We start from the raw sequence: 25200 nt of genomic DNA, 5'->3' as shown, positions 1-25200 counted from the left end.
GTGGTACTCCGGTACTTCCCCGGTTCCATGCCCGGAGCCGACACCCTTCGACTGAAAAGGCAGAATAATCTGATGCAGGCACTCGAACCCATCATTCTCATGATCAACAATTTCCTCGGGGTCATCGCTCATGCGGGTTCCTCCGTGACCAGTGCACTCTCTCACGGAGTAGGGCGCTTCTGAGATCAGTACCCAGTGTTCCCGGGCTTCGCGTGAGCGTTGATTTCCGGGGGACAGAACGAGGGGTCCACCACGCACCCAGGTGTACGGTGGACCCCTCGTTTCAGCTTGGGTTCCGTGCGGGTGGGCGGTACTTCCGGTGTCTGTGGGGTGGGGCCGGGTTCCGCCGTAGGGTGACTGTCGGGTGCTGCCCGCGAATTGGTGGGGCATTTGCACGACATTCCTTGCACGGACACGTATCCTTGTGCGTGTGACTGAACATTATGACGTTGTTGTACTCGGCGCGGGTCCCGGTGGCTACGTGTCCGCCATCCGTGCTTCCCAGCTCGGCAAGAAGGTTGCCGTCATCGAGAAGCAGTACTGGGGTGGAGTGTGCCTGAACGTGGGCTGCATTCCGTCGAAGGCATTGCTGAAGAATGCGGAGGTGGCCCACACCTTTAATCATGAGGCGAAGCTCTTCGGCATTTCCGGTGACGTCTCCTTTGATTTCGGCGTGGCGCATGACCGGTCGCGAAAGGTGTCCGCAGGCATCGTCAAGGGTGTCCACTATCTGATGAAGAAAAACAAGATAGATGAGATCAACGGACTGGGCTCTTTCGTTGATGATCACACCATTGAGGTTACGGACGGTGACGATGCGGGAAAGAAGGTCACCTTCGACAACTGCATCATCGCCACCGGCTCAGTCGTGCGTTCGTTGCCCGGGATCGAAATCGGCGGCAACATCGTCTCCTACGAGGAGCAGATCCTCGACAAGGATTTGCCTGAATCCATGGTCATCGTCGGGGCGGGTGCCATCGGTATGGAGTTCGCCTACGTGCTCTCCAACTATGGTGTTGACGTCACCATAGTTGAGTTCATGGACCGGGTACTGCCCAACGAGGACGCGGATGTTTCCAAGGCGATCACCAAGGAGTACAAGAAGCTCGGTGTGAAGATCCTGACGGGACACAAGACCACCGCGGTCCGAGACAACGGCGACAGCGTCGAGGTTGACGTCGAGTCGAAGGACGGCAAGAAATCCGACACCCTCACCGTCGACCGGGTTATGGTCTCCATCGGCTTCGCTCCCCGGGTTGAGGGATTCGGTCTGGACAAGGCGGGCGTGAAGCTCACTGAGCGTGGCGCCATCGATATTGACGAGCGCATGCGCACCAACGTCAAGCACATTTATGCCATCGGTGATGTCACCGCGAAGCTTCAACTCGCACATGTCGCAGAGGCGCAGGGGGTTGTCGCTGCCGAGACGATCGCGGGTGCCGAGACGATGGAGCTGGGCGATTACATGATGATGCCGCGTGCCACGTTCTGTAACCCGCAGGTGGCTTCCTTTGGATACACCGAGGAACGAGCCCGTGAGCTGGCTGATGAGCGCGGTTGGGAGATCAAGACCGCCACGTTCCCGTTCTCCGCGAATGGTAAGGCGCAGGGGCTAGGCGAACCGGCCGGTTTCGTCAAGGTCGTCGCCGACGCCGAGTTCGGTGAACTGATCGGTGCGCACATGGTCGGATCCAACGTGTCCGAGCTGCTGCCCGAGTTGACCCTGGCTCAGCGCTTCGATCTCACCGCTGAAGAGGTCGGGCGAAACGTGCATACCCACCCGACGCTCTCCGAAGCGATGAAGGAAGCTGTCGAGGGCATCTCCGGACACATGATCAACCTCTGATCGACACTGTTCCAGGGCCGTACCGGTAAACCGGTACGGCCCTTGTCTTTGCCGTGATTCGAATCCGTGCCCGTGTCGTTCCCCACGTATCCGGGACGGGATCAGTAGGGGGCGACGGTCGAGGTGTGTGCGTCGATTTTCAGTGGTCGGTGCACAGGTGGGAATGCGCGCTGTGCACAGTCGGTTCTGGAGCACACACGGCATCCTGCGCCGATCGGAGTGGCGGCGTTGAGATTCCTCAAGTCGAGTCCTTCCGCGTAGACCGTCCGTTCCGCGTGGCGGGCTTCGCATCCGAGCCCGATAGCGAAGAGTTTCCCCGGTTCTGCGAAGCGACTGCGGTGGTGGTGCACGGTACGCGCGATCCACAGGTAGGTCCTGCCATCGGGCATCTGTGCGAGCTGACGCATGATCGTGCCCGGATTGGTGAAGGTCTCGTAGACGTTCCAGAGGGGGCAGGTCCCGCCGGAATGCGTGAAGTGGAAACCCGTCGCAGACTGCCGTTTGCTCATGTTGCCCGCACGGTCCACGCGGACAAAGGTGAAGGGGATCCCCCTCATCTGCGGTCTCTGGAGCGTGGACAGTCGGTGGCAGATGGTCTCGTACCCGGTACTGAATAATTGGCTGAGATACTCGATATCGTATCTGGAGTGTTCGGCTTCTGCGTGGAAACGTTGGTACGGCATGAGCAGTGCGGCCGCGTAGTAGCTCCCGACGCCCCGGATGGCGAGGATTCTGGATTCTTCCGAGGTGAAGTGTCCACCGTCGACTGCTTCGGAGACGAGGTCGGGTGCCTCGAGGTGCGCCAGCTCGGCCGCCATCCGGAAGGAACGTTGGCCGCTGGTCAATCGAGGGGAGAGGAATATCACGCCCTTCTCAGGGTCGAACCGGTGCAGGGTACCCTTCTGCCCTGTCCCCTTCCGTACTGAGATTCCGTGCCGGGAGAGCCTCCGGGTGATCGATGCCTCCGTCTCGCTCGGATCGGTGGGATCCGGATTGACCTCGACGGAGAGAATCTCTGCCGAGGTATCCAGTTCATCGAGATAGTTCTGGCGTGAGTAGAAGAAGTCCCGGACCTCTTCGTGTGGCATTCCGAGTGGGTTGTCGACGGCGCGGAGACCGATTTCCGGTTGCGGCGGGAAGTGGCGTGCGTCGGTGGCCAGGGAGAGTTTGTCCCTGACGTTTCGGTAGCGGCGGTGCATGTCCACCATCGCTCTCGCGAGTGAGGGATGGTTGTACACCAACTCGGAGAGTTCCTGGAGTTCCACTGGATCCGGGCAGATCTCCCGGTCGAGGACCACATCTTGTACTTCCGCGAGAAGACGCGAATCGTCGTCTCGGGAGAAGAATGTGGCGTCCACACCGAATGCCTCCGTGATCCGGAGAAGGACCGGGACTGTGAGCGGGCGCACATCGTGTTCGATCTGGTTGACGTAAGACGCCGAAAGGCCCAGCGTTGCAGCCAGGGAAGCTTGGCTGAGGTCGCGTTCGCGTCGAAGTTGCCGCAATCGGGAGCCCACATACGTCTTACTCATGGACCGTAGTCTAAGTGAGGGCGTATTCCCTTTGCAGGTGTTTGCTCGTGGAATGCACATATCTGCAATACCCCTCGAACTGGGGGAGATGGAAAATCTCGGGCGGCGGAGCTTTGCGGATGTCTGTGAAACGGGGGGAGTTGTCCGCCGCTGGTGCGAGGGGTGGTGATCTCTGTCGGGGGGATGAGGGCGTGGCCTGCATTGCTTCTGTCCACTGCTGGCGGTGTGGGCGATTGTCGCCGGTTACTTGACTGCCCCTGGGTGTCTGCCATCGGTGGCATCTTGGGTGGCTTGGCTCTGCAGGTGTGGCTAGGTGGTTGTTCTGGTGAGGTTGCGTGGTCCCGCGGGGGGTGATTGGGGGGCTTAATTGCGGTACTGCGAGTGGTACGGGGGTAGATTCAACTAAAGATTGATCCCGAATGGGGTAGGCGTGACACGACAAACCCTTATCACGTGTCAGAGATCACATCCTGAGATATTTCTCTAAATATGCCACTGTTTCGGCTGGTGGGGACGCTGGATTGGTCATGAGGGAATGTCAAAAAGAGGTAACGCTACCCTAAAGTTCATTAAAGCGGCAGGGTTGAGGCGTGTGAGCTACATCACCGGGTTCATTAACGGCTGGTTTGGCGGGATTAACGCGCCGTAAGGTTAGGTCAACACTGGAGGTGCCATGACTATTAAAGATATGGACCGTGACGCAATCCGTCACGGCAAAATTACTGAGAAACCGCTGCGTGAGCGGCCGAAGGTTCCGAGCTGGGCGCTGAAGCTGACGATGGCCGTGACCGGACTCATCTTTGGCGGCTTTGTTCTCATCCACATGATCGGAAACCTGAAGATCTTCCTGCCCGCCCATGACGGTGAGCCGGCGATCGACGTCTACGGGGAGTTTCTCCGAACCGTCGGTGAACCGCTCGTTCCCCGTGAAGGCGTGCTCTGGATCTTCCGTATCGTTCTGCTCACCGCTCTGATTCTGCACGTCTACGGTGCATTCGCGTTGACCGGACGCGCACATCAGTCACGCGGTAAGTTCCGCCGAACCAATCTGATGGGTGGCCTGAGTTCTTTCGCCACCCGCACCATGATCGTTTCCGGTCTGGTGCTCCTGCTGTTCATCGTCTTCCACATCCTCGACCTGACCCTTGGCGTCCAGCCCGCCGCCTCAGAGGTTTTCGAGCACGGGGCGGTCTACGCGAACATGGTCGCGAGTTTCAGCCGCTGGCCTGTGGCGATCTTCTACATCGCTGCGATGGTCGTGCTTTTCGTGCACCTCTCCCACGGACTGTTCACCGCAGTCAGTGACCTGGGGATCACCGGGCACCGCACCCGTGCCGTCCTCTTGTTCGTCTCCTACCTGGTACCTGCTGCCGTCATGGTGGGCAACATCTCCATCCCGCTGGCCATCGCCCTCGGCTGGATCCACTAGGCCACGGAAGGTAATCACACTATGAGCACTCACTCTGAAACCGCCACCAAGCCCGACTTCGTCCAGCCGCTCTCCTGCGTCGAGGGCGTAACCCCGGGGCGGATCCTCGAAGACCACGCCCCCAAGGGGGTCCCGATGAAGGACGCCTGGGAATGGCAGAAGGACCACTACAACCTGGTCTCACCGCTGAACCGTCGTAAATTCCGCATCATCGTCATCGGCACCGGCCTCTCCGGCGGCGGTGCGGCGGCAGCTCTCGGTGAGCTTGGCTATGACGTCAAGGCCTTCACCTATCATGATGCTCCTCGGCGTGCCCACTCGATTGCCGCCCAGGGTGGCGTCAACTCCGCCCGGGGCAAGAAGGTCGACAACGACGGCGCTTACCGCCACGTCAAGGACACCGTCAAGGGTGGCGACTACCGTTGCCGTGAGACGGACTGCTGGCGCCTCGCCTACGAATCCGTGCGTGTCATCGACCACATGAACGCGATCGGTGCCCCCTTCGCCCGTGAGTACGGTGGCACCCTCGCTACCCGGTCATTCGGCGGTGTGCAGGTTTCACGCACCTATTACACCCGTGGACAGACCGGCCAGCAGCTCCAGCTTTCCGCCGCGGCTGCGCTGCAGCGCCAGATCCACCTCGGTTCGGTGGAGATCTTCACGCACAATGAGATGGTCGACCTCATCGTCAAAGAAGAGGCGGACGGGACCAAGCGCTGTCACGGCGCGGTCATGCGTAACCTCATCACCGGGGAAATCACAGCACATACTGGTCATGCGGTGATTCTCTGCACCGGTGGCTACGGAAACGTCTACTACATGTCGACGTTGGCGAAGAACTCGAACGCCTCCGCCATCATGCGTGCATACGACCACGGTGCCTACATGGCCAGCCCGTCCTTCATCCAGTTCCACCCGACCGGCCTGCCGGTCAACTCGGAATGGCAGTCCAAGACGATTCTCATGTCGGAGTCTCTCCGCAACGACGGGCGCATCTGGTCTCCGAAGGAACCGAAGGACGACCGCGACCCGAACTCGATCCCCGAGGATGAGCGCGATTACTTCCTTGAGCGGCGCTACCCGGCATTCGGTAACCTAGTTCCCCGTGACGTCGCTTCCCGCGCGATCTCACAGCAGATCAACGCCGGTCTCGGTTGTGGTCCGATGCACAACTCCGCGTACCTGGACTTCCGGGACTCGATCGAGCGCCTCGGCAAGGACACGATCCGCGAGCGTTACTCCAACCTCTTCCAGATGTACGAGGAGACCATCGGCGAGGACCCCTACGTCACTCCGATGCGGATTGCTCCCACCTGTCACTTCACCATGGGGGGGCTGTGGACCGACTTCAACATGATGACCTCCATCGAAGGCCTGTTCGCCGGTGGCGAAGCAGGCTGGACCTACCACGGTGCCAACCGCCTGGGAGCGAACTCGCTGCTCTCTGCGTCCGTTGACGGATGGTTCACGCTCCCGTTCTCCGTTCCGAACTACCTTGGCCCGCTGCTGGGGTCCGAACGTATGGCGGAAGATGACGCGGTCGCCGTCGAAGCTGTCGAACGTGCACAGGCGCGGCTGGACAAGCTCATGAATATCAAGGGCACCCACGGTCCTGAGTTCTTCCACCGGAAGCTCGGGGACATCCTCTACTTCTCCTGTGGTGTGGCCAGGAACATCAAAGACCTCGCGGACGGGATCGAGAAGATCCGTGCGTTGCGCAAGGAGTTCTGGAATGACCTCAACATCACCGGTAATGCTGACGAGATGAATCAGGTTCTCGAGTACGCCAACCGAGTCGCCGACTACATCGATCTCGGCGAGCTCATGTGCGTCGACGCCCTGGACCGTGACGAGTCCTGCGGTGCGCACTTCCGCGATGACCACCTTTCCGATGAGGGCGAAGCCGAGCGTGACGACCTGAACTGGTGCTTCGTCTCCGCCTGGGAACCGAATGGCGAGAATAAGTTCATCCGCCACGCTGAGCCGCTGTACTTCGAAGCGATCCCTCTGCAGACAAGGAATTACAAGTAATGAAACTGCATCTCGAGATCTGGCGCCAGGCCGGACCCACGACCGAGGGTCACTACGAGTCCATCGATGTTCCCGATGCCGTGGAGCAGATGTCCATCCTGGAGCTTCTGGACCACGTCAACGAAACACTGATTGAGTCGGGCAAGGAACCCTTTGCCTTCGCCTCTGACTGTCGTGAGGGTATCTGTGGTACCTGCGGTCTGACGGTTAACGGTCGTCCACATGGGCCCGAACAGAACAAGCCATCCTGTCAGCAGCGGCTGTTCAACTTCTCCGACGGTGACACCATCAAGCTGGAACCCCTGCGTTCTGCCGCGTACCCGGTGATCAAGGACATGATTGTCGACCGCTCCGCACTCGACCGGGTCATGCAGCAGGGTGGTTACGTATCGGTGAATGCCGGTACCGCCCCGGATGCCGACACGCTGCACATGAACCATCAGACCGCTGAGCTCGCGCTCGACCATGCGGCCTGCATCGGTTGCGGAGCCTGTGTCGCAGCCTGCCCCAACGGGGCTGCACACCTATTTACCGGAGCGAAGCTGGTTCACCTTTCGCTCATGCCCCTGGGTAAGAATGAACGGGGTCGTCGGGCGCGTAATATGGTTGATGAGCTTGAGACCAACTTCGGGCCGTGCTCACTGTTCGGTGAATGCGCGGACGTGTGTCCGGCCGGGATTCCGCTCACCGCAGTCGCGGCCATCAACAAAGAGAGGGCCCGCGCGGCCTTCACCGCAAAGGATGCCTAGGGTCATCGTTCGATGAATCCGGGCCGACGGTACGATGACGAAAGGCAGCAACCGCTATGTCCGCTAATCCGGTGAAATCCGAGCAGTCGTTCCCACTGTTCGAGGGTGAGCCACACTACGTCGAGGGTTACCATCCCTCCAGCCTCGACGCACAGCACTCCTCACTTCTTCGCTTGTCCACGTGGGCCGGGATGGGGTTGATTCTGGCGTCCCTCGCTGGGTTCGGTGGCCTGGTCTACGGCCTCGGCTCATGGTCCGTAGGAAGCCAGCCGCATTGGGGAACCGTAGCCATCATCGGTTCCATCATCGCGGCAGCGTTCCTCGTGGGTGGCTTCTGGCTCATCCATCACGGGCGCCGCTACTACCGCGAGTACGCCGCACGCACCGGTCGGCACTGAACCCTAGAAGCGGCACATGCACTGACCCCTCAGCAGGCCCAAATCGGGAAGCTGTGGGGTCTTTTCGTTGTTGGGATCGGTAGAATCATCGGAATGCAACGCAAGATTCTCTGGATTCTGATCACCGTGTTCACCGTTCTTGTCGCACTCAGTCTCATTCCACGTGCCATTGAACTGTGGGATGCTGAACCTCCGTGGCGGAGCGCTGTCGCGCAGAGCCAGTTCTGACTGCGGCGATACCCGTAAATCGGAGGGTAACCGTCATAATGGTGCGATGGGCACACATGAATTCACCACGCACAGGGATGCAGAACCCCTGGCCGTCCCAGGGCCTTCTCCCGAGGTAGAGGCTGAACGGCGTCGACAGTTGCGGCGCTACAAGGCTTTTGCCACCGGTCTCCTCATCATCGCCGCTGCGATCTTCCTGTTCTGCAGATGGTTGGAGACCCGGCCCGGTGGAGTCGACCCCTGGGTGGGTTTCGTCCGGGCTGCGAGCGAAGCGGGGATGATCGGCGGTCTTGCTGACTGGTTCGCAGTTACCGCATTATTCCGTCGGCCCCTCGGATTGCCCATCCCCCACACCGCCATCGTCCGCAACAAGAAGGACCAGATCGGTGAGTCTCTCGGTGGTTTCGTTGGGGAAAACTTTCTCAACGCGGAGCTCATCACCGCCAAGGTACGCGCGGCCGGGATCCCCAACAGGCTCGGACGTTGGTTGTCGGAGCCAGACAACGCCGAGACCGTGTCCAGGGAGATCGGGCGACTCACCGGAAAGATCATCACCGCGCTGGATCCCGCAGACGCTGAAGCGGTAATCAATTCGACGTTAATCGAAAAACTTGCAGAACCGGAGTGGGGACCTCCCGCAGGTAAACTCATCGGCCAGCTCATCGAGGAAGGGAAGACCGAACCCATCGTCGATGAACTCGTGTACTGGCTACACATCAAGGCCGAGGACGCCGGTCCCTTCATCACCCGGATGCTGGACGAACGGCGACCCAGTTGGGCCCCCCAGATACTGAATGACGTGATCGGGGACAAAGTGCACCGGGAATTGGTCGAGTGGACCGCTGCCGTCGCCGCTGACCCGGAACACGAGGCGCGGCAGGCCGTGCGGCGTTTCATTCGACAGCTCTCCACCGACCTCCAGAATGATCCGGAGATGATCGGGCGTGTGGAGAAGATAAAACGGGACATCATGGGGTCCACTCCGGTACAGGGGGCGGCGGCAACCATCTGGCGTAGTGCATCGAGGTCCTTGCTCAGTGCGTCCGCCGATCGCGACTCCCTCTTGCGGTCTAAGACCAGAGAGCTTGCGATCACCTGGGGAAACAACCTCCTTGACGATGCGGCGCTCCGCGAATCACTCGACCGACGTGTCACCGGGGCGGCTGCTTTCCTCGCAGACAACTATGCGGAAGAAATCACCTCTATCATCAGCGAGACGGTCGAGCGCTGGGACGCGGATGAAGCCGGGGAGAAGATCGAGCTGATGGTCGGGAAGGATCTCCAGTACATTCGACTTAACGGCACCATCGTCGGCGCGTTGGCCGGACTCGGTATCTACGCCGTATCCCACCTGCTTTTCGGCGCTTGACGGGTGACCTGCAGGCACCGATCTGATAGCCCATCACAGAAGGAGTTTCACATGGCCCCCACAACCCCGAACGACAAGGGACACGAGGACACAACCGCATCTGACAAGTCGGCATCCGCGGGTGGACGCGACAGCGGTGTGCTGGCTGAGGCACTGGAGAAGCTCCGCGAGCCGTTCAACGCCTGGGTCAGCGCCGGAGCTTCCCTGGGGCCCTTAGTGGGTGAACTGGGGGACAAACTCCGCGCCGATCTGCGCCACGTGGATAAGCGCGAGGATGCGGATTCGGCCCGTGAAGCGGTCGGAGAACGTGTTGAGGAAACCGCGGACGAAGCCAAGAAAGCCGCTGAGAATCTCGGCTCAGCCCGTTCCGCAGAGGAAGCGAAATCAGCGGTCGCCGGGTTCGCGGCAACCGCTGAGAACACACTGCGGGATCTGTCCGACTCCGTCCGCAATGCAGCCGGACAGGCCCGGGACACCGAGGCGGCCGAGCAGGCACGCACCGCATTTCAGGAGGCAGTGGAGTCCACCCGCCGTACCTTCGATGAAGCGGTCGAGGCACTCCGTGAGCGCAGCAGCAGGGGCAGTCGCGACACGGATGCTGCAGAGAACGCCTCCACAGTCGACGAACTTCGCAGTGCCGTCGACGACCTCGTTGCACGGGCGGGGGAAGTGGTTCGCGATCTGAAGAACACCGGAGGCGAACGGCTCGATGATCTCCGCACACGGGTCCAGGACTCCGGTTCGGAGAAACAGGAGGCCGCCGATATCATCGACGGAGAAGTCGTCCACGAGGGTGACGAAACCGAACCCGGAAAGTAAGTCCCACGGGGTGCCACCGGGTTAGGTCCCACCCCGTTCAACCCGATCCCGGAAAGGACCCCGGTCCGACATGGACATCTACATCTTCACTGCGCTTAAAGCTATCGAGGACATCAGCCGCTTTCTGATGGCGGTCGTCGGTCTACTCGGCATCATCGGGGCGGCATTGTGTGCGGCGACACGCGAGGACGCTTTTACCGCTGCAGACAGGCAGCAGAAGTGGGTCTGGGTGGGATTACTCGTCGGTTCCGGGATTGCGCTGTTCCTGGTCATCCCGTTCATGTACTGGGCAGGCATGGTCATCATCGGAATCTACTGGTTTGATGTACGCCCCGAACTGAAGGATATCGTGGACGGGGAGACCACCTGGTGAAGCAGATGTGACGATGCCCCGGGTTGGTTCCGTGTGGGACCATCCGGGGCATCTCCATATCCGCCGTAGACCATCCCGGCGGACAACGTCGGATCAGTCGAAGACGACCGTGCGGTTGCCGTAGACCTGGACCCGGTCCTCAAGGTGGAAGCGGAGTCCACGGGCGAGAACGATCTTCTCGGCATCCCGACCGAGACGCTGCATGTCTGCTGGGGTGTCCTTGTGGGTGATCCGAATGACGTCCTGCTCGATGATGGGGCCGTCATCCAGCGCGGAGGTGGCGTAGTGGCAGGTGGCGCCGATCAGCTTCACGCCCCGCTTGTATGCCTGGTGGTAGGGGCGGGCGCCCATGAACGACGGCAGGAAGCTGTGGTGGATATTGATGGCCCGGCCCTCCCACATTTCACAGAGGTCCGGGGGGAGGATCTGCATGAATCGAGCAAGGACGACGGCGTCCGGTTCGTGTTCGTTGACCAGCTCCGCAACCCGGTCAAATGCCGCGCGCTTACCGACCGCATCCTTGGGAAACGGAACATGGTGGAAGGGGACACCGTGGTTCTCCGCAATACCGCGCAGATCCTCGTGATTACCGATGACGGCCGCAACCTCCATCGGGTAATCGTTCTGCTCGACGCGTCCCAGGAGATCATGGAGGCAATGTCCCTCTTTACTAACCAGAATGACAGCCCGCTTGGTACGGGCCGTATCCCAGATCCGCCAGCGGGCCGCAGCACCGAACTCAGCGGCCACCTTGTCGAACTCCTCCCGGAACACGTCGACCGGGGTGTCGAGCGATTCTGCCCGGAGTGCCTGTCGGGTGAAGAACCACCCGGAGTCAGGATCCGTGAAATAGTCCGCTTCAGTAATCCATCCGCCGTGCTGGGCCACGAAGGTGGAGAGACGGGCGACGATTCCCGTGGTGTCGGGGCAGCCGAGAGTAAGAACCAGTTGGCGTTCGGCGACGGGTACGGTGTGGGAGTTGTGGGCGTTGCTCATTTCACGAATTCTACCCCGGTGGTCAACCACTGTAGATCGGCCGGTCCGTCCTCGAACAGGCTAGGCTCGTGAACCATGAATGATTCCCTCACCCGTGACCGTCTAGCCCGCATGATCGACTACACTCTCGATACCCCGTGGGCGACCACCGCGGAAGTCCGTGCGCATGTGTCGAAAGCACTGGAGCTAGGCGTCGGGCAGGTCTGTGTGACGCCGTCGATGCTGCACGCGACGAGCGCTGCGGACGGGTTCGGTCTGAGGGTCGTCTCAGTCTGTGGTTTTCCTTCGGGTGGACACCATCAGTTGATCAAGGCTGCGGAGGCTCGCCTGGCCGTCGAATCGGGGGCCGATGAGGTGGACGTCGTGATCGACCTCGCTGCGGTTCGGACGGGGGACACCAACCGGATGATCGGGGAAATCGTGGCTGTCCGTGAAGCCGTCCCTGCACCGGTGACCCTCAAGGTGATCATCGAGACGGGACTCGTCGGGGAGGCGGAGATCCGTACTGCGGCCCGGGCGGCACGCACTGCGGGGGCGAACTACATCCGAACCTCGACCGGTTGGGTGGACTGCCCCGGTGCCACACCGGAGATTATCGGGATCATTGCGGAGGAGGTCGGGCACGGTCTCGGTATTGAAGCTGCCGGAGGAATCACGACGATTGGACAAGTCCGGAAACTCGTGGCGGCGGGTGCCACCCGACTATCCGTCGGCGCGGCGGCATCTGCGCTTCTCGACGCCGCCGCTGGTGACTCCGAGGGCTGAGTAGGCGGCTGTCAACCAACCTCGTCGAGATTGACGTTCTCACCACTGAGTTTGAGGTGCATGCCGTTTCGCCGTACGGAGACAGTATCAATCCGCATACCCTCGCCGAGTTCTGGCGCACTGGACTTCAGCGCCTTGCTGATGGCTCCTGTCACCTCATCGGGGAGCGTGAAACCGAACAGTCGGGTTTCCGTCGCTTCCATCTGGAGCTGGCCGTCCACGGCACTTGGCCTGATGATGAGCCTCGCCGCGCCATCCGTGAACTCGACATCGAGGGTGTCCGTCTCCGGATCCGTCCGGATGTCGGTGACCTGAACGAGGTTCTGCAGGAGTGCTCCCGCGAGTCCGTCTCCGGCGATGCTCGTCTGCTCGGCCATCGCAGCCTGCACCTGGGCGAGCATGAGATCGTCGGGGATCTTGGTTTCGATGGTGATGTGACCGGCAACGGGGCCATCGGGATCTCGTAGTGCGAGATCGGTGATGTGGATATCCGCTGCGGGCGTTCCCTTGATGTCCGGCCCACCGTTACTCCCATTGCGGGTGATCTGGAGTGTGGCCGGTGTGGAGACGTTAACGGTGGGAATCGTCCCGGTGGCAATAGAGAGCAGGAGCGGGGTCGGACCGAACCCGATGTCTGGTTCGCGGCTGGTGACCACTCCGTTCAGGGTGGCCTGCTCATCGAAATCATCCTTGAGCTCCTTCGATATCACCATTCTCAGGGCGATTTCGGCGATCAGGAGAATGATCAACAGGGAGACAACGATTCCCAGCAGAATCTTCCACCAGATGGAACCACGTTTTTTGCTCACAGGTCTACTCATTTTTCCCAGTGTTCCTGATCTTGTCCTCCGGTGCCACATCCGCTGGTGATGTTACTCGGCCGTGGAGGAATGCCGTCGAGAAACCTGCTGCGACTGTACAGTTAGCTCGGTTAAGCCACCGGATCAGGGGCCATGGTTTTCCTACTGCTAGAAGGTCGCCACATTTTCTTCAGGAGCAATGACGGACCAGGGTACGGTGAGGAGGCAATCCCTGACCGGACGTCGGATGGGGGTGAGGGGGATTCCCGATCCGGCAAGGATACGGCGGGCCTCCCGCCACCGGACGCGTGGCCCGTGCGGGGCCCAACCGGCCGCGTACTCCCAGGCACGATCGGCTGCGGTCAGAAGATCGTGGATTGCCTCACCTGGGAAATTCCGGTGGATGAGGATCTTCGGGAGCCGGGCTGCGACGTCGGAGGGGCGTTCCACATCGAAGGGGTCCCAGGCGAGGGTGAGCGAGACCGGGCCGTGGGCGTCGAGAAGCACCCAACTGCCCCGGCGTCCCAGCTCATCACAGGTCCCCTCGACGAAGAGACCGCCCGGTGCGAGCCGTGAAATCACGGTTTCCCATGCTGGATGCACCTGCTCGACGTCGTATTGGCGAAGTACATTGAAGGCACGGACAAGGTGTGGAGTGTGCCCGGCGAGTTCGAATCCGCCGAGCTCGAAAGTGACCCCGTCCCTGGGGGGAAGGACCCGCTCCGGGGTGATCTCCAACCCGGTGACGGTGATGTCCGGACGGAGCGTACGCAGCCACTGTGCCCACTCAACCGTCGTGGTGTCAGAGGCACCATATCCGACGTCGAGGGCCAACGGGGACTCTGCCCGCCGCACGATTTGCCGGATACGCGGTTCATGCACCATCCACCGGTCGCATCTACGGAGCCGGTTCCGGTTAGTGGTGCCACGGGTGGACACACCGATGGGCCGACCACGGCTGGCGGAGAAATCCGCTGCTAGATTATGCGCGTGATCGGCCATGAAGGGTGCTGTGAGTCAGTTGTTCTCGGAGATCCACTTCTCCGTCAGCTCGGCCTCGGTGACCGTTAGCTCGGCGACGGCGTCCGCGACCTTCGGTTCGATGGCGGGACCCATGAACGGAACCGTGACGTTGATCTCGTGGTTGTAGTGCATCGTGGCGGTGGCGTCATCACCGGTCAGCTTCAGGTCGCCGGCGAAGTCCACGGGGGCGCCCTTGACATCCGCCACGTAACGGCCCTCGGCCTCGGTTCCGTTCAGCGGACCGATCTTCACGGTGCGCTTGATCTTCAGCGCCTGGCTGATCATCGCGCGAACCGCCTCGGGCAGGAGGTCGGTTGGCATGACCTCGTAGAGCACGATCTCGACGCCTCCGTCGACCTCCTCGAAGGAATGCACCTCACCGGCCTCAGAGGAGAGGTTGGCGACGTTGTACTCCCAGTACTCGCGGTTGGTCAGTGCAGCGTGGACCGCTGCCGGCGGAAAATTGACGGTTGCAGTGTTCTCTTTACGCGTGGTCATGGGTTAAGACTACCGTTAAGGGGGTGTCTCCTTCATCGCTGGCCCACAGATTCAACGAACTCCATGTTGCTCTCCAGAATATTGACAGCATCCGGTTCGATCACGATTTCCGGTTCTCCGACGTCACGACCCTCCACCTCGGAGGGCGCCCGGTCGGAGCCGTCCGCTGCGCGACGACGGCCGCGCTCAGCGTTGCAGTCATGCGCGCTGACGCCCTCGACCTTCCGGTGTTGGTGGTGGGAGGAGGCTCGAACCTCGTCGTTGCAGATGGTGATCTGCCGTTGGTTGCTGTCGTTGTGGACTGCAAGGATGTTCACATCGACGTAGAACGGGGGGTTCTGCGTGCGGAAGCGGGAGCCGTGTGGGACGACGTCGTCGCCGCCTCCATCGACGCGGGACTAGGCGGGATCGAGTGCCTCTCCGGCATCCCCGGGAGCGCCGGTGCCACGCCGGTACAGAATGTCGGGGCCTACGGAGCGGAGATCGCCGATGTACTCACCCGGGTACTCCTGCTCGACCGGAGTACAGGTACCGTCGACTGGGTGCCAGCCGCAGCGCTCGAACTCGGCTACCGCACCTCGAACCTGAAACACACGGACAGGGGTGTCCTCCTCGCAATCGAGCTTAACCTCCGCACCGATGGATTGAGCGCACCACTCCGGTTCGGCGAACTCGCCCGGCGATTGGGCGTGACCGCCGCCGATGTCGGGGCCACCGACGGTGTACGTCGACCGGCGGCCCTGGTGCGGGATGCCGTCCTCGAACTGCGGCGCGGAAAAGGGATGGTCCACGACCCGGCGGACCACGACACCTGGTCCGCCGGGTCGTTCTTCACCAATCCCGTCATCGCCGACAGCGACGTCACGGACGTGCGGGTCGCCGTGGCCGCCCTGCACGGTGCCGCCGTCGCGGATGCGATGCCCTGTTATCCCGCAGGTGAAGGGCTGTCGAAGCTTTCGGCGGCATGGCTCATCGAGCGCGCCGGGTTCGTCAAAGGATATCCAGGCCCGGACGCGCAAGCCAGGTTGTCCACCCGCCACACCCTCGCGTTGACGAACCGGGGAGGGGCCACGACCGCAGATCTCGTGGCACTCGCCCGTGAAGTGCGAGCCGGGGTTCGGGAGGCGTTCGGCGTCACCCTGCACCCGGAGCCGGTTTGGGTCGGTGTCGACATCGACGGATGAGTGTCTCCGTTTCCCTGAGAACGGCAGGAGATACAGGAACGGCCCGCTCGAGGTATTTTCCATTCGGGTGGGCCGTTCCTGTCGGGGGAAAAGGCTACGCCCCCCGGTTTTCCTTGGATTCCTTTAGCGCCTTCTTCTCTTCCGTGCTGCCGTACCGTTCGACGAGCTGGTCCCGGACCTCCCGGCGGCGGATCTTGCCGATCTGGTCCCGCGGCATCTCATCGAAGTGGTAGAACCGCCGGGGAACCTTGTACCTGGTCAACAGCTCACGGCAGTGCTCCTTCAATCCCTCGGGGTCGAGGGCAGCGCCTTCTGCGAGGGTGATCGCCGCCACGACCGACTCCGAACCGTCTGAGCGGGGCATTCCCACCACGGTGGCGTCTGCGACGTCGGGGTGCGCCATCAGCGCCTCCTCCACCTCACCGGGATAGACGTTGAAACCACCCGTGATGATGACCTCCTTGATGCGTGCCACCAGGCGGATGAACCCGTCGGGCTCCATGACCCCGACGTCCCCGGTGCGGTACCAGCCGTCGTGGAAGGACTTCTCAGTGGCTTCCGGTTGATTGAGGTAGCCCTGGAAAACCTGGGGTCCGCGGACGAGAACCTCGCCTTCCTGGCCGTCCGGAACCGTGACGTCGAGGTTATCCGGGTCGGCGATCCGCACTTCGGTGTCGGGGAAGGGCACCCCGACGTAGCCGGGGCGGCGTTCGGGTGTCATCGGGTTTCCGACGATGATCGGTGAGGTCTCGGTGAGGCCGTAGCCCTCCACGAGGAGTCCACCGGTGTAGCGCTCCCACCGTTCGACCGTCCGGGCTGGCAGAGTGGAAGCGCCGCAGAAGCTGTTGCGTACGCCGGAGATGTCCACCCCAGCGGACTCGGCCGCTTCCACGATGCGCTCGTAGAGTGCCGGGACGCCGGGCAGCCAGGTGGGGGTGTTCTTCTGCATCGCCTTCATGATGAGCTTCAGGTCCGGGGCGGGCAGCAAAATGATCTCGCCACCGATGAAAACTCCGAGCGTGACGTTCATGGTCAGGCCGTAGGCGTGGAACATCGGCAATGCTGCGAGGAGCACCTCATCCTTTTCACCGAGTCCGGGGACCCAGTGTTTGCCCTGGATGATGTTGGCGACGAGGTTCGCGTGACTCAGTTGCGCGCCCTTGGGGGCACCGGTGGTGCCGGAGGTGTAGAGGATCAGAGCGATGTCGTCCTTCGTGATCTCCGGGTCTTCCAGGGTGCGGCCGTCGCCGCCGATCGCCTGCCCGATGAGAGCCTCCCACGGGACCGTGTTCGGTGCCTGTGCAGTCAAGCGGTCCCGCATCTTGTGGATCATCGGCAGAGGCAGCTTAAGGAGGAGCTGCTGGCCACGGGGCATGGCCTCGGTCATGTTGACGCTGATGATCGTCTCCAGGTGTGTGCGGCCGCGGAGCTTCTCCAGGGTTCCCGCAGACTTGTCCCAGCAGATGGCGACCCGGGCACCGTGGTCGTTGAACGGGTGTTCCAGTTCGTGGGCGGTGTAGAGGGGATTGTGTTCGACGACGGTGGCACCGAGTTTCAAGACCGCATAAAACGCGACAATGTGCTGTGGACAGTTCGGCATCAGGAGTGCGACCCGGTCACCGCGCCGGACACCGAAGGCGCGGAGGCCAGCGGCCGCCCGGCGGACCTGCCGGTCGAGCTCACTGTAGGACTGCGTACGGCCGAAGAAACGGGTGGCGTTCTTATCACCGTTGACCGCCAGGTTGTTGTTGTAGTGGTCGATCAGCGTTGCATCGCCGTACTCGAGACTGTGCGGCGTCCAGTCCGCGTAATGGTCGAGCCAGGCTTTTGATTCAAGTGCCGACATGGTGTCCCTTCGTAGGAGGATTGCTCACAGATGGGCGTACGTAACGCCCGCAGCGGTGTCGATGTCGTGGATGGTGGCCGGTGAACAGGCGCGATGAATCGCGCAACGGTCGTTACCGGTGTTTTTCTCATCCGGTTCGGAGAACGTCAGTACTTCCCGAGTATAGCGTCGGAAGGTGAGTGATCACTCACCTTCCGACCGTGTGGGAACCTCATGCATCGTCGAATTAGGATGGCTCGCATGCGCGTCGCGATGATCTCCATGCATACATCACCACTGCAGCAGCCGGGTAGTGGTGACGCCGGGGGGATGAACGTTTATATTGCCTCCACGGCCCGCCAACTGGCGCGGATGGGAATCTCGGTGGACGTGTTCACCCGTGCGACTCGCCCCAGCCAGGGGGAAGTGGTCGAGGTTGAACCGAATCTCAGGGTGGTTAACATTGTCGCCGGCCCTTACGAGGGACTGGACAAGGAGGCGCTGCCCACCCAGCTCACAGCCTTCGCCGGGGGAATCCTGTTGTTCGCCCGGTGCGGGGCATTGGCCTATGACGTGATCCACTCCCACTACTGGATGTCCGGCCAGGTCGGGTGGTTGCTCCGGGACATCTGGCAGGTTCCACTGGTGCATACGGCACACACGCTGGCTGCGGTGAAGAACGAACACCTCAGCGCAGCGGACTCTCCGGAATCGGAAGCCCGCCGGATCTGTGAACAACAGATCGTGGACAACGCCGATCAGCTCGTCGTCAACACGCGGGAGGAAGCCCTGAACCTCGAACGCCACTATGACGCGGAACCCGATTCAATAACCGTCATCCCCCCGGGGGCCGACACAGAATTGTTCACTCCGGGTACCGAGCGCGCCACCGAACGATGCCGCCGGGAACTCGGAATCCCACTGCACGCGAAGGTCGTGGCGTTCGTCGGCAGACTTCAAGAGTTCAAGGGACCGCAGGTGCTGATCCGGGCGGTTGCGGAACTAGCCGAGAGAGATCCGCAGCGCAATCTCCGTGTCATCATCTGCGGTGGACCATCCGGTCGATCCGCGACTCCGGAACAGTACCGGGATCTGGCGGAGGAACTGGGGGTCGAAAGACGCATCCGCTTCCTGGATCCCCGTCCCCCGGAGGAGCTGGTCACCGTTTACCGGGCTGCGGATGTCGTCGCCGTGCCGAGCTACAACGAGTCCTTCGGACTGGTCGCGATCGAGGCACAGGCCGCGGGAACCCCGGTCGTGGCATCCCGGGTCGGTGGACTCCCGATCGCGGTGGCGGAGGGGAAGACCGGAGTACTGGTCGACTCGCATGAGGCGGCGGACTGGGCGGATGCACTGGCCCGGGTGCTCGATGACGATGAGCTGCGGATCGCCATGGGGGAATCCGCGGTTGTCCACGCCGCGGAATTCAGTTGGCCGAGGACGGCTGCACACCTCGCGGATCTGTACCGCGAAGTCATCGGATACACACCGGAACGCTGTTATTCGCGCCGGGCGGCGGCCGACCGTCATCCGCGGTGACGTCAGTGTGAACATCCGGTGAATCCTGCCTGGGCTTTTCCGCCGGTTCCGGCACGATGTGGCGGGGCGTGGAACAATGGTGGTCATGAGTACCGGAAAGCTAATTCTGCTCCGCCACGGCCAGAGCCAGTGGAACGCCTCGAACCAGTTCACCGGGTGGGTGGACGTCGACCTGACTGATCAGGGTCGCGACGAAGCCCGCCGCGGTGGTGAACTGATGCGCGAGAACGACATCCTGCCGGACGTGGTCTACACCTCTCTGCAGCGCCGAGCGATCAACACGGCGAATCTCGCTCTGGACGCCGCAGACCGACACTGGATCCCCGTCGTCCGTGACTGGCGTCTCAACGAGCGTCACTACGGTGCGCTGCAGGGCCTGAACAAGGCCGAGACGAAGGACAAGTACGGCGAGGAACAGTTCATGGCCTGGCGTCGTTCCTACGACACACCGCCGCCTGCGCTGGAAGCCGATTCCGAGTTCTCCCAGGCACACGATCCCCGTTACGCTGATCTGGACAAGGTGCCGGACACGGAGTGCCTCAAGGACGTCGTCGCCCGTTTCGTGCCGTACTTCACCGAGGAGATCCTGCCCCGGGCGCTGGCCGGTGAGACCGTACTGCTCGCTGCGCACGGCAACTCGCTGCGTGCCCTGGTCAAGCACCTCGATGGAATCTCCGATGAGGATATCGCGGGTCTGAACATTCCTACCGGAATTCCACTGGTCTATGAACTCGACGAGAACGGGGCTGTCCTCAACCCGGGCGGCACCTACCTTGATCCCGAGGCAGCAGCAGCCGGTGCCGCGGCTGTCGCCGCCCAGGGTGGTAAGTAACCGGATCAGGTTCAGAAGCTGACGAGCCGGAGGTTGACGGCAGGTGTCTCTGTCTGTGTGGGCGGGGTTCGTCGGCGGTGTGATCCTCACACTGTGGGCGGTACCGGCCGTTGAATTCCTCCGTCGGCGCCTCCGAACGAAACGCTCTGCCGCGACATTGGCGGAGCATCAGGTGACCACGGTCTCCCAGGTACTGCACCTCGCCGTGCAGGGTGCCCCGACAGCGGTAACCGTTGTCGGGCGTGGGGGGGACGTGGTCCTCTCCAATTCCAGGGCGCATGAGATGGGTATCGTCCACGAGCGCTCCCTGAACGAGAAGGTCTGGGAGTGTGCTCTCAAGGTCTTCGAAGACCGGGAGTCGCGGGTCATCGACCTCGCGGGGCCGGCCCGTCGCGCGGGTAGCCGGGTGATGGCGGTTCAGGCTGTCGTCAAACCGCTCACTCGCGTGGATTCCAGGTTCGTCATCGTGTACGGCACTGACGAGTCGGAGAATCTGCGGATGGAATCGGCTCGGCGGGACTTCGTGGCCAATGTCTCCCACGAGCTCAAGACACCGGTGGGGGGTATGGCGCTGCTCGCCGAGGCGCTCATCGAATCTGCGGACGATCCGGAGTCGGTCAGCTATTTCGGGGGAAGACTGACCAAGGAGGCACACCGGCTCGCCGACATGATCAATGAACTGATCTCCCTGTCGAAGCTCCAGGGTGCCGAGAAACTCCCAGGCATGGAACCGGTCTCCGTGGACTCCGTCATCGCGGAGGCGCTCTCGCGTAACGAACTGTCCGCAGAAAACGCGGGTATCTCCCTGGTCCGGGGAGCGGATACCGGTGTTGAGGTGGACGGGGACGCGAGCCTGCTCATCACCGCGGTATCCAACTTGATCGGCAACGCCATCAACTACTCTCCCTCCGAAACCACCGTCTCGGTGTCTCAGAAGGTCTCCGACGATGGATCCGAGGTGTACATCCGCGTGACGGATCGGGGGATCGGGATCGCTCCGGAAGATCAGAAACGCGTGTTCGAACGGTTCTTCCGCGTCGATAAAGCCAGGTCGCGATCCACCGGCGGTACCGGACTGGGACTCGCTATCGTCAAACACGTCGCAGCGAACCACGGTGGATCCATCACGCTGTGGTCCAGGCCGGGGACCGGGTCAACCTTCACACTCATTCTTCCCGTGCACCGTGCCGGGGAGGACGACCCTCCTGATGGTGTGGACCTAGCTGAATCCATAGAACTGACGAAGAAACCGGCGCCACTACGCGCCCGCAGAAAGGACCGTGCAACATGACCCGCATCCTGCTCGTGGAGGACGAGGAGTCGTTGGCCGACCCATTGGCCTTCCTTCTGAAGAAGGAGGGCTTTGAAGTGATCATCGCCCCTGATGGGCCGACTGCTCTGATCGAGTTCGGACGTAATGACATCGATATCGTGTTGCTCGACCTGATGCTGCCGGGGATGTCCGGTACGGACGTCTGTCGACAACTGCGTGCCACCTCGTCCGTTCCGGTCATCATGGTTACCGCCCGCGATTCCGAGATAGATAAGGTTGTCGGCCTCGAACTCGGCGCTGATGATTACGTGACCAAACCGTACTCGTCCCGGGAACTGATCGCCCGTATCCGCGCGGTTCTCCGTCGTGGCGGTGACGTGGAGGATGAAGCTGGAGACCCCCAGGTTCTGTCCGCCGGTCGCGTGCGGATGGATGTGGAACGGCACACCGTCTCAGTTGCCGGAGAAGAGGTGGCGATGCCACTCAAGGAGTTCGATCTCCTCGAGTATCTCCTGCGGAACACCGGACGAGTGCTCACCCGCAGTCAGCTCATCGATCGGGTCTGGGGGGCGGACTACGTGGGTGACACTAAAACTCTGGACGTCCATGTGAAGCGGTTGCGTGCGAAGATCGAGGAAGAACCCTCCCGTCCGAGATACCTGGTCACCGTTCGGGGACTCGGTTACAAGTTCGAGGACTGATCTGCACCACCCCCACCCGGTTCCGGGGCCTGGTGAGCGGCCGCCGTCGCCGGGTGTGGGATGCCTGGTAAAGCGCCCGCTCTGAAGCCGGAATCATGGAGATAGTCCGCGGCCGCCCGGCGTTGCGCACAGTGCTCAGCGAGAACCGCATAGGCGTCTGCTCCCATTAGCGCGACCAGTTCCTGCCGGTGGCTCAACCACACAGGCTGCGTGGACGTGTGGCAGGCCGGTGACGTGGTGCAGTACCAGTCGAAATCCTCGCCGCCCTCGCCCCAGCCGCGGCGCGTGTACTCGGTGATTGTGGTGCGTAGGATCTCAGTTCCGTCGCCGCGGTCTTCCCAGTCCTCGAGGCGTCGTAGGGGAAGCTGCCAGCACACTTCGGGTTTCACGACGGTGAGATCTTCCCCAGTGGCGGTGGCCCACTGGTGTAGGGCACATCCCGCGCCGGTGGCCCAGCCTGCGCGGTTCGCGAAGATGCAGGCCCCTTTGACGACCACCGTCTTCAAAGCGGGCTCCGGTTCGCCGTCCTCTCCGTCGAGTTCATCCCATTCCAACCAGGGTTCGAGGGTGTCAGGTTCCCGATCTGCCGCGCGTTCCGCGAGCCATCCGTCGGCGCTGGCGGGGCGGAGCTGCCAGAAGTGTGCGGGCATCCGGGATACCGCGTCGACAAGTTGTTCCCGGTCCTCCTCGTCGCAGAGAAAGGCACCGTGCACGCAACATCCGACATCGGACTGTGTGGCGTCTATGCCCTTGCATGCTCCGGTGCCGAACTGGCACCGATAGTAGGACTCGAGCCAGGTCAGGTCGATTGAGAAGACGTGTTCGGGATCGCCGGGATCGGAGAACTCGAACCATTCTCGAGGATGGTCCGGTGGTAGTTCCGCGCCTGAACGGATCGATGCTGCCGCCGGTGAGCTGGCCGGAAAACCCAACTGCACCGGTCGCGACACGGGTTCGGTCTGCGGGCAATTCACACCTGCCTACGCTAGACCGTCTACCCTGGGAATGTGCGATTAGGTGTATTGGACGTGGGAAGCAACACGGTCCATCTTGTGGTGGTCGATGCCCGTGCGGGCGGACGGCCCACCGCAATGAGCGACTGGAAGACCACCATGCGGCTCGTCGAGTATCTCGATGACGCGGGTGCGATCAACGAGAAAGGTGTGAAACGCCTGGTGAAGGGGGTTGCTGAGGCCTCAGAGCTGACCAAGCAGCTCAACTGTGAGGACATTCTTCCCTTTGCCACTTCTGCGATCCGATCCGCCACCAACGGCCAGGATGTGATCGACACCGTCGAGCGTGAGACCGGAGTCCGGCTGGAGGTTCTCTCCGGTGAGGATGAAGCGAAGCTGACGTTCCTCGCGGTGCGCCGCTGGTACGGCTGGTCGACAGGTCGGATCATCAACCTCGACATCGGGGGTGGGTCCCTGGAACTGTCCACGGGGACAGATGAAACGCCGGATGCCGCGTTCTCTCTTGATCTGGGGGCTGGTCGGCTGACCCACCAATGGTTCGACACTGATCCGCCGAGTAGAAAGAAGATCAACGTTCTACGTGACTACATCGACGCGGAGCTGGTGGAACCGGCGAAGATCATGAAGCGTTGCGGACCGGCGGAACTCGCAGTGGGTACCTCCAAGACGTTCCGGACGCTTGCGCGGCTCACTGGGGCCGCCCCGTCCTCGGCGGGTCCGCGGGTGAAGCGTACGCTGACGGCCCCGGGTCTTCGCCAGCTCATCGCCTTCATCTCTCGGATGACGGCTGCGGATCGTGCGGAGCTGGAAGGCGTCAGTTCCGACCGCTCCCACCAGATCGTGGCGGGGGCGTTGGTTGCGGAAGCGGCCATGCGTGCGCTTGGCTTGGAGCAACTGGAGATCTGCCCTTGGGCGCTCCGTGAAGGAGTGATCCTGCGCCGGACGGAACAGGGAATGGACTATGAAAGGACGCGCACATGAGCGAGAAGAAACTCACCGTGGCGGAGCTGATGGCGCGCGCCGCAGCCGAGGAAGGGCAGGGGGAGGGCTCTGTCCCCCGCCGCCGTCGCCGTCGCAGCCTGGATGAGGGTGGGGTTTCCGTCGCTGAACTGACGGGGTCCATTCGCGCCGTCGAATCCAAACCTGCAGAGAGCCGTCATTCGAGCGTGCCGCTGGATGACACCACGGAACATGGTGCGGAGACTGGCCCGGGAAGCGGGGAGGCGGGTGAAACCTCTGCGGCAATGGCGGCCCAGACCGCCGCCGACGACGACGGTGTGGATGTTGTCGATGACCGTGAGAGCACCGGTTCCGGGGAAGCCATCGGGGATGCGGACGATACCCGGGTGACCGCGGAAACCTCTCCCACGAATGTCCCTGAGCGGGGGGATGCCCCAGTAGTCACCGAGAACACCGTTCCCAGTACGGAGGAGACCGTCGTTCTCTCGATCGTCACCGACGACGATCCGATTCGTCTGACAACCGGAGAGTTCCCTGCTGTCACCCCCCGCCAGGTGCAGCAGGAGCGTGTCGCTGCACCGGCTGCGGAGGTGTCCACGGGCACCGTGATTCCGGTTCCCGGACCGGAGGCGGTGGAGGGCGCCCGTACCCCCGCTGTGGATGAGGCCACGGCAACGACCGAGATGGAGGTCATCCCAGGTTCCGGAGAGACCTCCGCCACGGAGGTCGCCGTCGAGGATGATCCGTCCACTGATGCCGATGACGATCTCGGCGCCGGGGAGTCCGAAAAGATATCGATTCCGGTTGTCATCGGGATGATTCTGCTCGGTCTCGTCGTGGGTGTTGCTCTCTTCTTCGGATTCGAGAAACTGTGGAGTCATTTCAACACCGCGATCACGGCTGTTCTCGCTGTTGCGGTCACTGGCGGCATCATCGGTGTCGTACATGCCCTGCGTACAGAAAGGGACGGACTGTCGATGTTCCTCGCGGGGCTGGCGGGGCTGGCGGTGACCTTCGGTCCGCTGCTCACGGCATGAGTTCGTTTCAGGAGTAGTT

The 25200-nt window shown here is 62.0% G+C and carries 24 protein-coding genes; 17 read left to right on the top strand and 7 right to left on the bottom strand.

Annotated features, from left to right (window positions below):
• Positions 1–430 precede the first annotated feature (430 nt).
• Positions 431–1846, top strand: a complete 1416-nt coding sequence (lpdA, locus tag QWU44_RS05270; protein ID WP_370914644.1) for a dihydrolipoyl dehydrogenase — start codon at positions 431–433, stop codon at positions 1844–1846.
• A gap of 101 nt (positions 1847–1947) precedes the next feature.
• Here lpdA and ramB read toward each other — a convergent pair whose 3' ends face one another.
• A complete protein-coding gene (gene ramB / locus QWU44_RS05265) occupies positions 1948–3378 on the bottom strand; it encodes an acetate metabolism transcriptional regulator RamB (protein WP_370914643.1) in 1431 nt (476 codons plus the stop codon).
• Positions 3379–4051: 673 nt separating this feature from the next.
• Here ramB and QWU44_RS05260 point away from each other — a divergent pair.
• From QWU44_RS05260 to QWU44_RS05225, 8 genes are all read left to right on the top strand, one after another.
• Positions 4052–4807 (top strand): succinate dehydrogenase cytochrome b subunit, encoded by a 756-nt coding sequence (locus QWU44_RS05260; protein WP_370914642.1) that lies wholly within the window; start codon positions 4052–4054, stop codon positions 4805–4807.
• A gap of 21 nt (positions 4808–4828) precedes the next feature.
• Positions 4829–6838 (top strand): fumarate reductase/succinate dehydrogenase flavoprotein subunit, encoded by a 2010-nt coding sequence (locus QWU44_RS05255; protein WP_370914641.1) that lies wholly within the window; start codon positions 4829–4831, stop codon positions 6836–6838.
• A complete protein-coding gene (locus QWU44_RS05250) occupies positions 6838–7587 on the top strand; it encodes a succinate dehydrogenase/fumarate reductase iron-sulfur subunit (RefSeq protein ID WP_370914640.1) in 750 nt (249 codons plus the stop codon). Before QWU44_RS05255 ends, QWU44_RS05250 begins: the two co-directional genes overlap by 1 nt.
• Before the next feature lie 56 nt (positions 7588–7643).
• Complete coding sequence (locus QWU44_RS05245) at positions 7644–7985, top strand: hypothetical protein (protein ID WP_370914639.1); 342 nt, start codon at positions 7644–7646, stop codon at positions 7983–7985.
• 93 nt (positions 7986–8078) lie between these two features.
• The gene (locus QWU44_RS05240) at positions 8079–8213 is read left to right on the top strand and encodes a hypothetical protein (protein WP_370914638.1); all 135 of its coding nucleotides are present in this window, start codon (positions 8079–8081) and stop codon (positions 8211–8213) included.
• 46 nt (positions 8214–8259) lie between these two features.
• A complete protein-coding gene (locus QWU44_RS05235; RefSeq protein WP_370914637.1) occupies positions 8260–9582 on the top strand; it encodes a DUF445 domain-containing protein in 1323 nt (440 codons plus the stop codon).
• A gap of 51 nt (positions 9583–9633) precedes the next feature.
• A complete protein-coding gene (locus tag QWU44_RS05230) occupies positions 9634–10401 on the top strand; it encodes a CGLAU_01105 family protein (protein WP_370914636.1) in 768 nt (255 codons plus the stop codon).
• 127 nt (positions 10402–10528) lie between these two features.
• The gene (locus QWU44_RS05225) at positions 10529–10774 is read left to right on the top strand and encodes a DUF2516 family protein (protein ID WP_370914908.1); all 246 of its coding nucleotides are present in this window, start codon (positions 10529–10531) and stop codon (positions 10772–10774) included.
• 93 nt (positions 10775–10867) lie between these two features.
• On the opposite strand, the gene purU is transcribed toward QWU44_RS05225, so the two are convergent.
• Positions 10868–11770: a formyltetrahydrofolate deformylase gene (gene purU / locus QWU44_RS05220; protein ID WP_370914635.1), complete on the bottom strand. Its 903-nt coding sequence runs from the start codon at positions 11768–11770 to the stop codon at positions 10868–10870.
• A 75-nt stretch (positions 11771–11845) separates the two neighbouring features.
• Here purU and deoC point away from each other — a divergent pair, with 75 nt between their 5' ends.
• The gene (gene deoC, locus QWU44_RS05215; RefSeq protein ID WP_370914634.1) at positions 11846–12535 is read left to right on the top strand and encodes a deoxyribose-phosphate aldolase; all 690 of its coding nucleotides are present in this window, start codon (positions 11846–11848) and stop codon (positions 12533–12535) included.
• 11 nt (positions 12536–12546) lie between these two features.
• Here deoC and QWU44_RS05210 read toward each other — a convergent pair whose 3' ends face one another.
• From QWU44_RS05210 to QWU44_RS05200, 3 genes are all read right to left on the bottom strand, one after another.
• Positions 12547–13356: a DUF2993 domain-containing protein gene (locus QWU44_RS05210; RefSeq protein ID WP_370914633.1), complete on the bottom strand. Its 810-nt coding sequence runs from the start codon at positions 13354–13356 to the stop codon at positions 12547–12549.
• Positions 13357–13503: 147 nt separating this feature from the next.
• Positions 13504–14337: a class I SAM-dependent methyltransferase gene (locus tag QWU44_RS05205; protein WP_370914632.1), complete on the bottom strand. Its 834-nt coding sequence runs from the start codon at positions 14335–14337 to the stop codon at positions 13504–13506.
• A gap of 15 nt (positions 14338–14352) precedes the next feature.
• Positions 14353–14856: a DUF2505 domain-containing protein gene (locus QWU44_RS05200; protein WP_370914631.1), complete on the bottom strand. Its 504-nt coding sequence runs from the start codon at positions 14854–14856 to the stop codon at positions 14353–14355.
• A 23-nt stretch (positions 14857–14879) separates the two neighbouring features.
• On the opposite strand from QWU44_RS05200, the gene QWU44_RS05195 reads away from it, so the two are divergent.
• On the top strand, positions 14880–16040 hold the full coding sequence (locus QWU44_RS05195) for a UDP-N-acetylmuramate dehydrogenase (RefSeq protein WP_370914630.1): 1161 nt from the start codon (positions 14880–14882) through the stop codon (positions 16038–16040).
• A gap of 94 nt (positions 16041–16134) precedes the next feature.
• On the opposite strand, the gene QWU44_RS05190 is transcribed toward QWU44_RS05195, so the two are convergent.
• A complete protein-coding gene (locus tag QWU44_RS05190; RefSeq protein WP_370914629.1) occupies positions 16135–17886 on the bottom strand; it encodes a long-chain-fatty-acid--CoA ligase in 1752 nt (583 codons plus the stop codon).
• A gap of 240 nt (positions 17887–18126) precedes the next feature.
• On the opposite strand from QWU44_RS05190, the gene mshA reads away from it, so the two are divergent.
• The 4 genes from mshA (at position 18127) to QWU44_RS05170 (ending at position 22210) form a co-directional block, all read left to right on the top strand.
• Positions 18127–19404, top strand: a complete 1278-nt coding sequence (mshA, locus tag QWU44_RS05185) for a D-inositol-3-phosphate glycosyltransferase (RefSeq protein ID WP_370914628.1) — start codon at positions 18127–18129, stop codon at positions 19402–19404.
• Between the two features lie 85 nt (positions 19405–19489).
• Entirely contained in the window at positions 19490–20236 is a 747-nt protein-coding gene (locus tag QWU44_RS05180; RefSeq protein ID WP_370914627.1) for a phosphoglyceromutase, read from the top strand.
• Positions 20237–20285: 49 nt separating this feature from the next.
• On the top strand, positions 20286–21527 hold the full coding sequence (locus tag QWU44_RS05175) for a sensor histidine kinase (protein ID WP_370914907.1): 1242 nt from the start codon (positions 20286–20288) through the stop codon (positions 21525–21527).
• Complete coding sequence (locus tag QWU44_RS05170) at positions 21524–22210, top strand: winged helix-turn-helix domain-containing protein (RefSeq protein WP_370914626.1); 687 nt, start codon at positions 21524–21526, stop codon at positions 22208–22210. Before QWU44_RS05175 ends, QWU44_RS05170 begins: the two co-directional genes overlap by 4 nt.
• On the opposite strand, the gene QWU44_RS05165 is transcribed toward QWU44_RS05170, so the two are convergent.
• Entirely contained in the window at positions 22192–23184 is a 993-nt protein-coding gene (locus tag QWU44_RS05165) for a hypothetical protein (RefSeq protein WP_370914625.1), read from the bottom strand. The two genes, QWU44_RS05170 and QWU44_RS05165, sit on opposite strands and share 19 nt — an antisense overlap.
• Before the next feature lie 33 nt (positions 23185–23217).
• On the opposite strand from QWU44_RS05165, the gene QWU44_RS05160 reads away from it, so the two are divergent.
• The gene (locus tag QWU44_RS05160; RefSeq protein ID WP_370914624.1) at positions 23218–24165 is read left to right on the top strand and encodes a hypothetical protein; all 948 of its coding nucleotides are present in this window, start codon (positions 23218–23220) and stop codon (positions 24163–24165) included.
• On the top strand, positions 24162–25181 hold the full coding sequence (locus tag QWU44_RS05155) for a hypothetical protein (RefSeq protein ID WP_370914623.1): 1020 nt from the start codon (positions 24162–24164) through the stop codon (positions 25179–25181). The genes QWU44_RS05160 and QWU44_RS05155 overlap by 4 nt, the downstream gene beginning before the upstream one ends.
• The last annotated feature ends 19 nt before the right edge of the window (positions 25182–25200 follow it).

The sequence above is a fragment of the Corynebacterium sp. CCM 9203 genome (assembly GCF_041357675.1).
Lineage (GTDB): Bacteria > Actinomycetota > Actinomycetes > Mycobacteriales > Mycobacteriaceae > Corynebacterium.
Note: the sequence above shows the minus strand (reverse complement) of the source record. Positions and strands in the feature narration are given on the sequence as shown.

What these genes read in the sequence shown, in the direction of transcription:
- ramB (WP_370914643.1), bottom strand. Translation starts at nt 3,378, where the DNA reads ATGAGTAAGACGTATGTGGGCTCCCGATTGCGGCAACTTCGACGCGAA.
- QWU44_RS05260 (WP_370914642.1), top strand. Translation starts at nt 4,052, where the DNA reads ATGACTATTAAAGATATGGACCGTGACGCAATCCGTCACGGCAAAATT.
- QWU44_RS05255 (WP_370914641.1), top strand. Translation starts at nt 4,829, where the DNA reads ATGAGCACTCACTCTGAAACCGCCACCAAGCCCGACTTCGTCCAGCCG.
- QWU44_RS05250 (WP_370914640.1), top strand. Translation starts at nt 6,838, where the DNA reads ATGAAACTGCATCTCGAGATCTGGCGCCAGGCCGGACCCACGACCGAG.
- QWU44_RS05245 (WP_370914639.1), top strand. Translation starts at nt 7,644, where the DNA reads ATGTCCGCTAATCCGGTGAAATCCGAGCAGTCGTTCCCACTGTTCGAG.
- QWU44_RS05240 (WP_370914638.1), top strand. Translation starts at nt 8,079, where the DNA reads ATGCAACGCAAGATTCTCTGGATTCTGATCACCGTGTTCACCGTTCTT.
- QWU44_RS05235 (WP_370914637.1), top strand. Translation starts at nt 8,260, where the DNA reads ATGGGCACACATGAATTCACCACGCACAGGGATGCAGAACCCCTGGCC.
- QWU44_RS05230 (WP_370914636.1), top strand. Translation starts at nt 9,634, where the DNA reads ATGGCCCCCACAACCCCGAACGACAAGGGACACGAGGACACAACCGCA.
- QWU44_RS05225 (WP_370914908.1), top strand. Translation starts at nt 10,529, where the DNA reads ATGGCGGTCGTCGGTCTACTCGGCATCATCGGGGCGGCATTGTGTGCG.
- purU (WP_370914635.1), bottom strand. Translation starts at nt 11,770, where the DNA reads ATGAGCAACGCCCACAACTCCCACACCGTACCCGTCGCCGAACGCCAA.
- deoC (WP_370914634.1), top strand. Translation starts at nt 11,846, where the DNA reads ATGAATGATTCCCTCACCCGTGACCGTCTAGCCCGCATGATCGACTAC.
- QWU44_RS05210 (WP_370914633.1), bottom strand. Translation starts at nt 13,356, where the DNA reads ATGAGTAGACCTGTGAGCAAAAAACGTGGTTCCATCTGGTGGAAGATT.
- QWU44_RS05205 (WP_370914632.1), bottom strand. Translation starts at nt 14,337, where the DNA reads ATGGCCGATCACGCGCATAATCTAGCAGCGGATTTCTCCGCCAGCCGT.
- QWU44_RS05200 (WP_370914631.1), bottom strand. Translation starts at nt 14,856, where the DNA reads ATGACCACGCGTAAAGAGAACACTGCAACCGTCAATTTTCCGCCGGCA.
- QWU44_RS05190 (WP_370914629.1), bottom strand. Translation starts at nt 17,886, where the DNA reads ATGTCGGCACTTGAATCAAAAGCCTGGCTCGACCATTACGCGGACTGG.
- mshA (WP_370914628.1), top strand. Translation starts at nt 18,127, where the DNA reads ATGCGCGTCGCGATGATCTCCATGCATACATCACCACTGCAGCAGCCG.
- QWU44_RS05180 (WP_370914627.1), top strand. Translation starts at nt 19,490, where the DNA reads ATGAGTACCGGAAAGCTAATTCTGCTCCGCCACGGCCAGAGCCAGTGG.
- QWU44_RS05170 (WP_370914626.1), top strand. Translation starts at nt 21,524, where the DNA reads ATGACCCGCATCCTGCTCGTGGAGGACGAGGAGTCGTTGGCCGACCCA.
- QWU44_RS05155 (WP_370914623.1), top strand. Translation starts at nt 24,162, where the DNA reads ATGAGCGAGAAGAAACTCACCGTGGCGGAGCTGATGGCGCGCGCCGCA.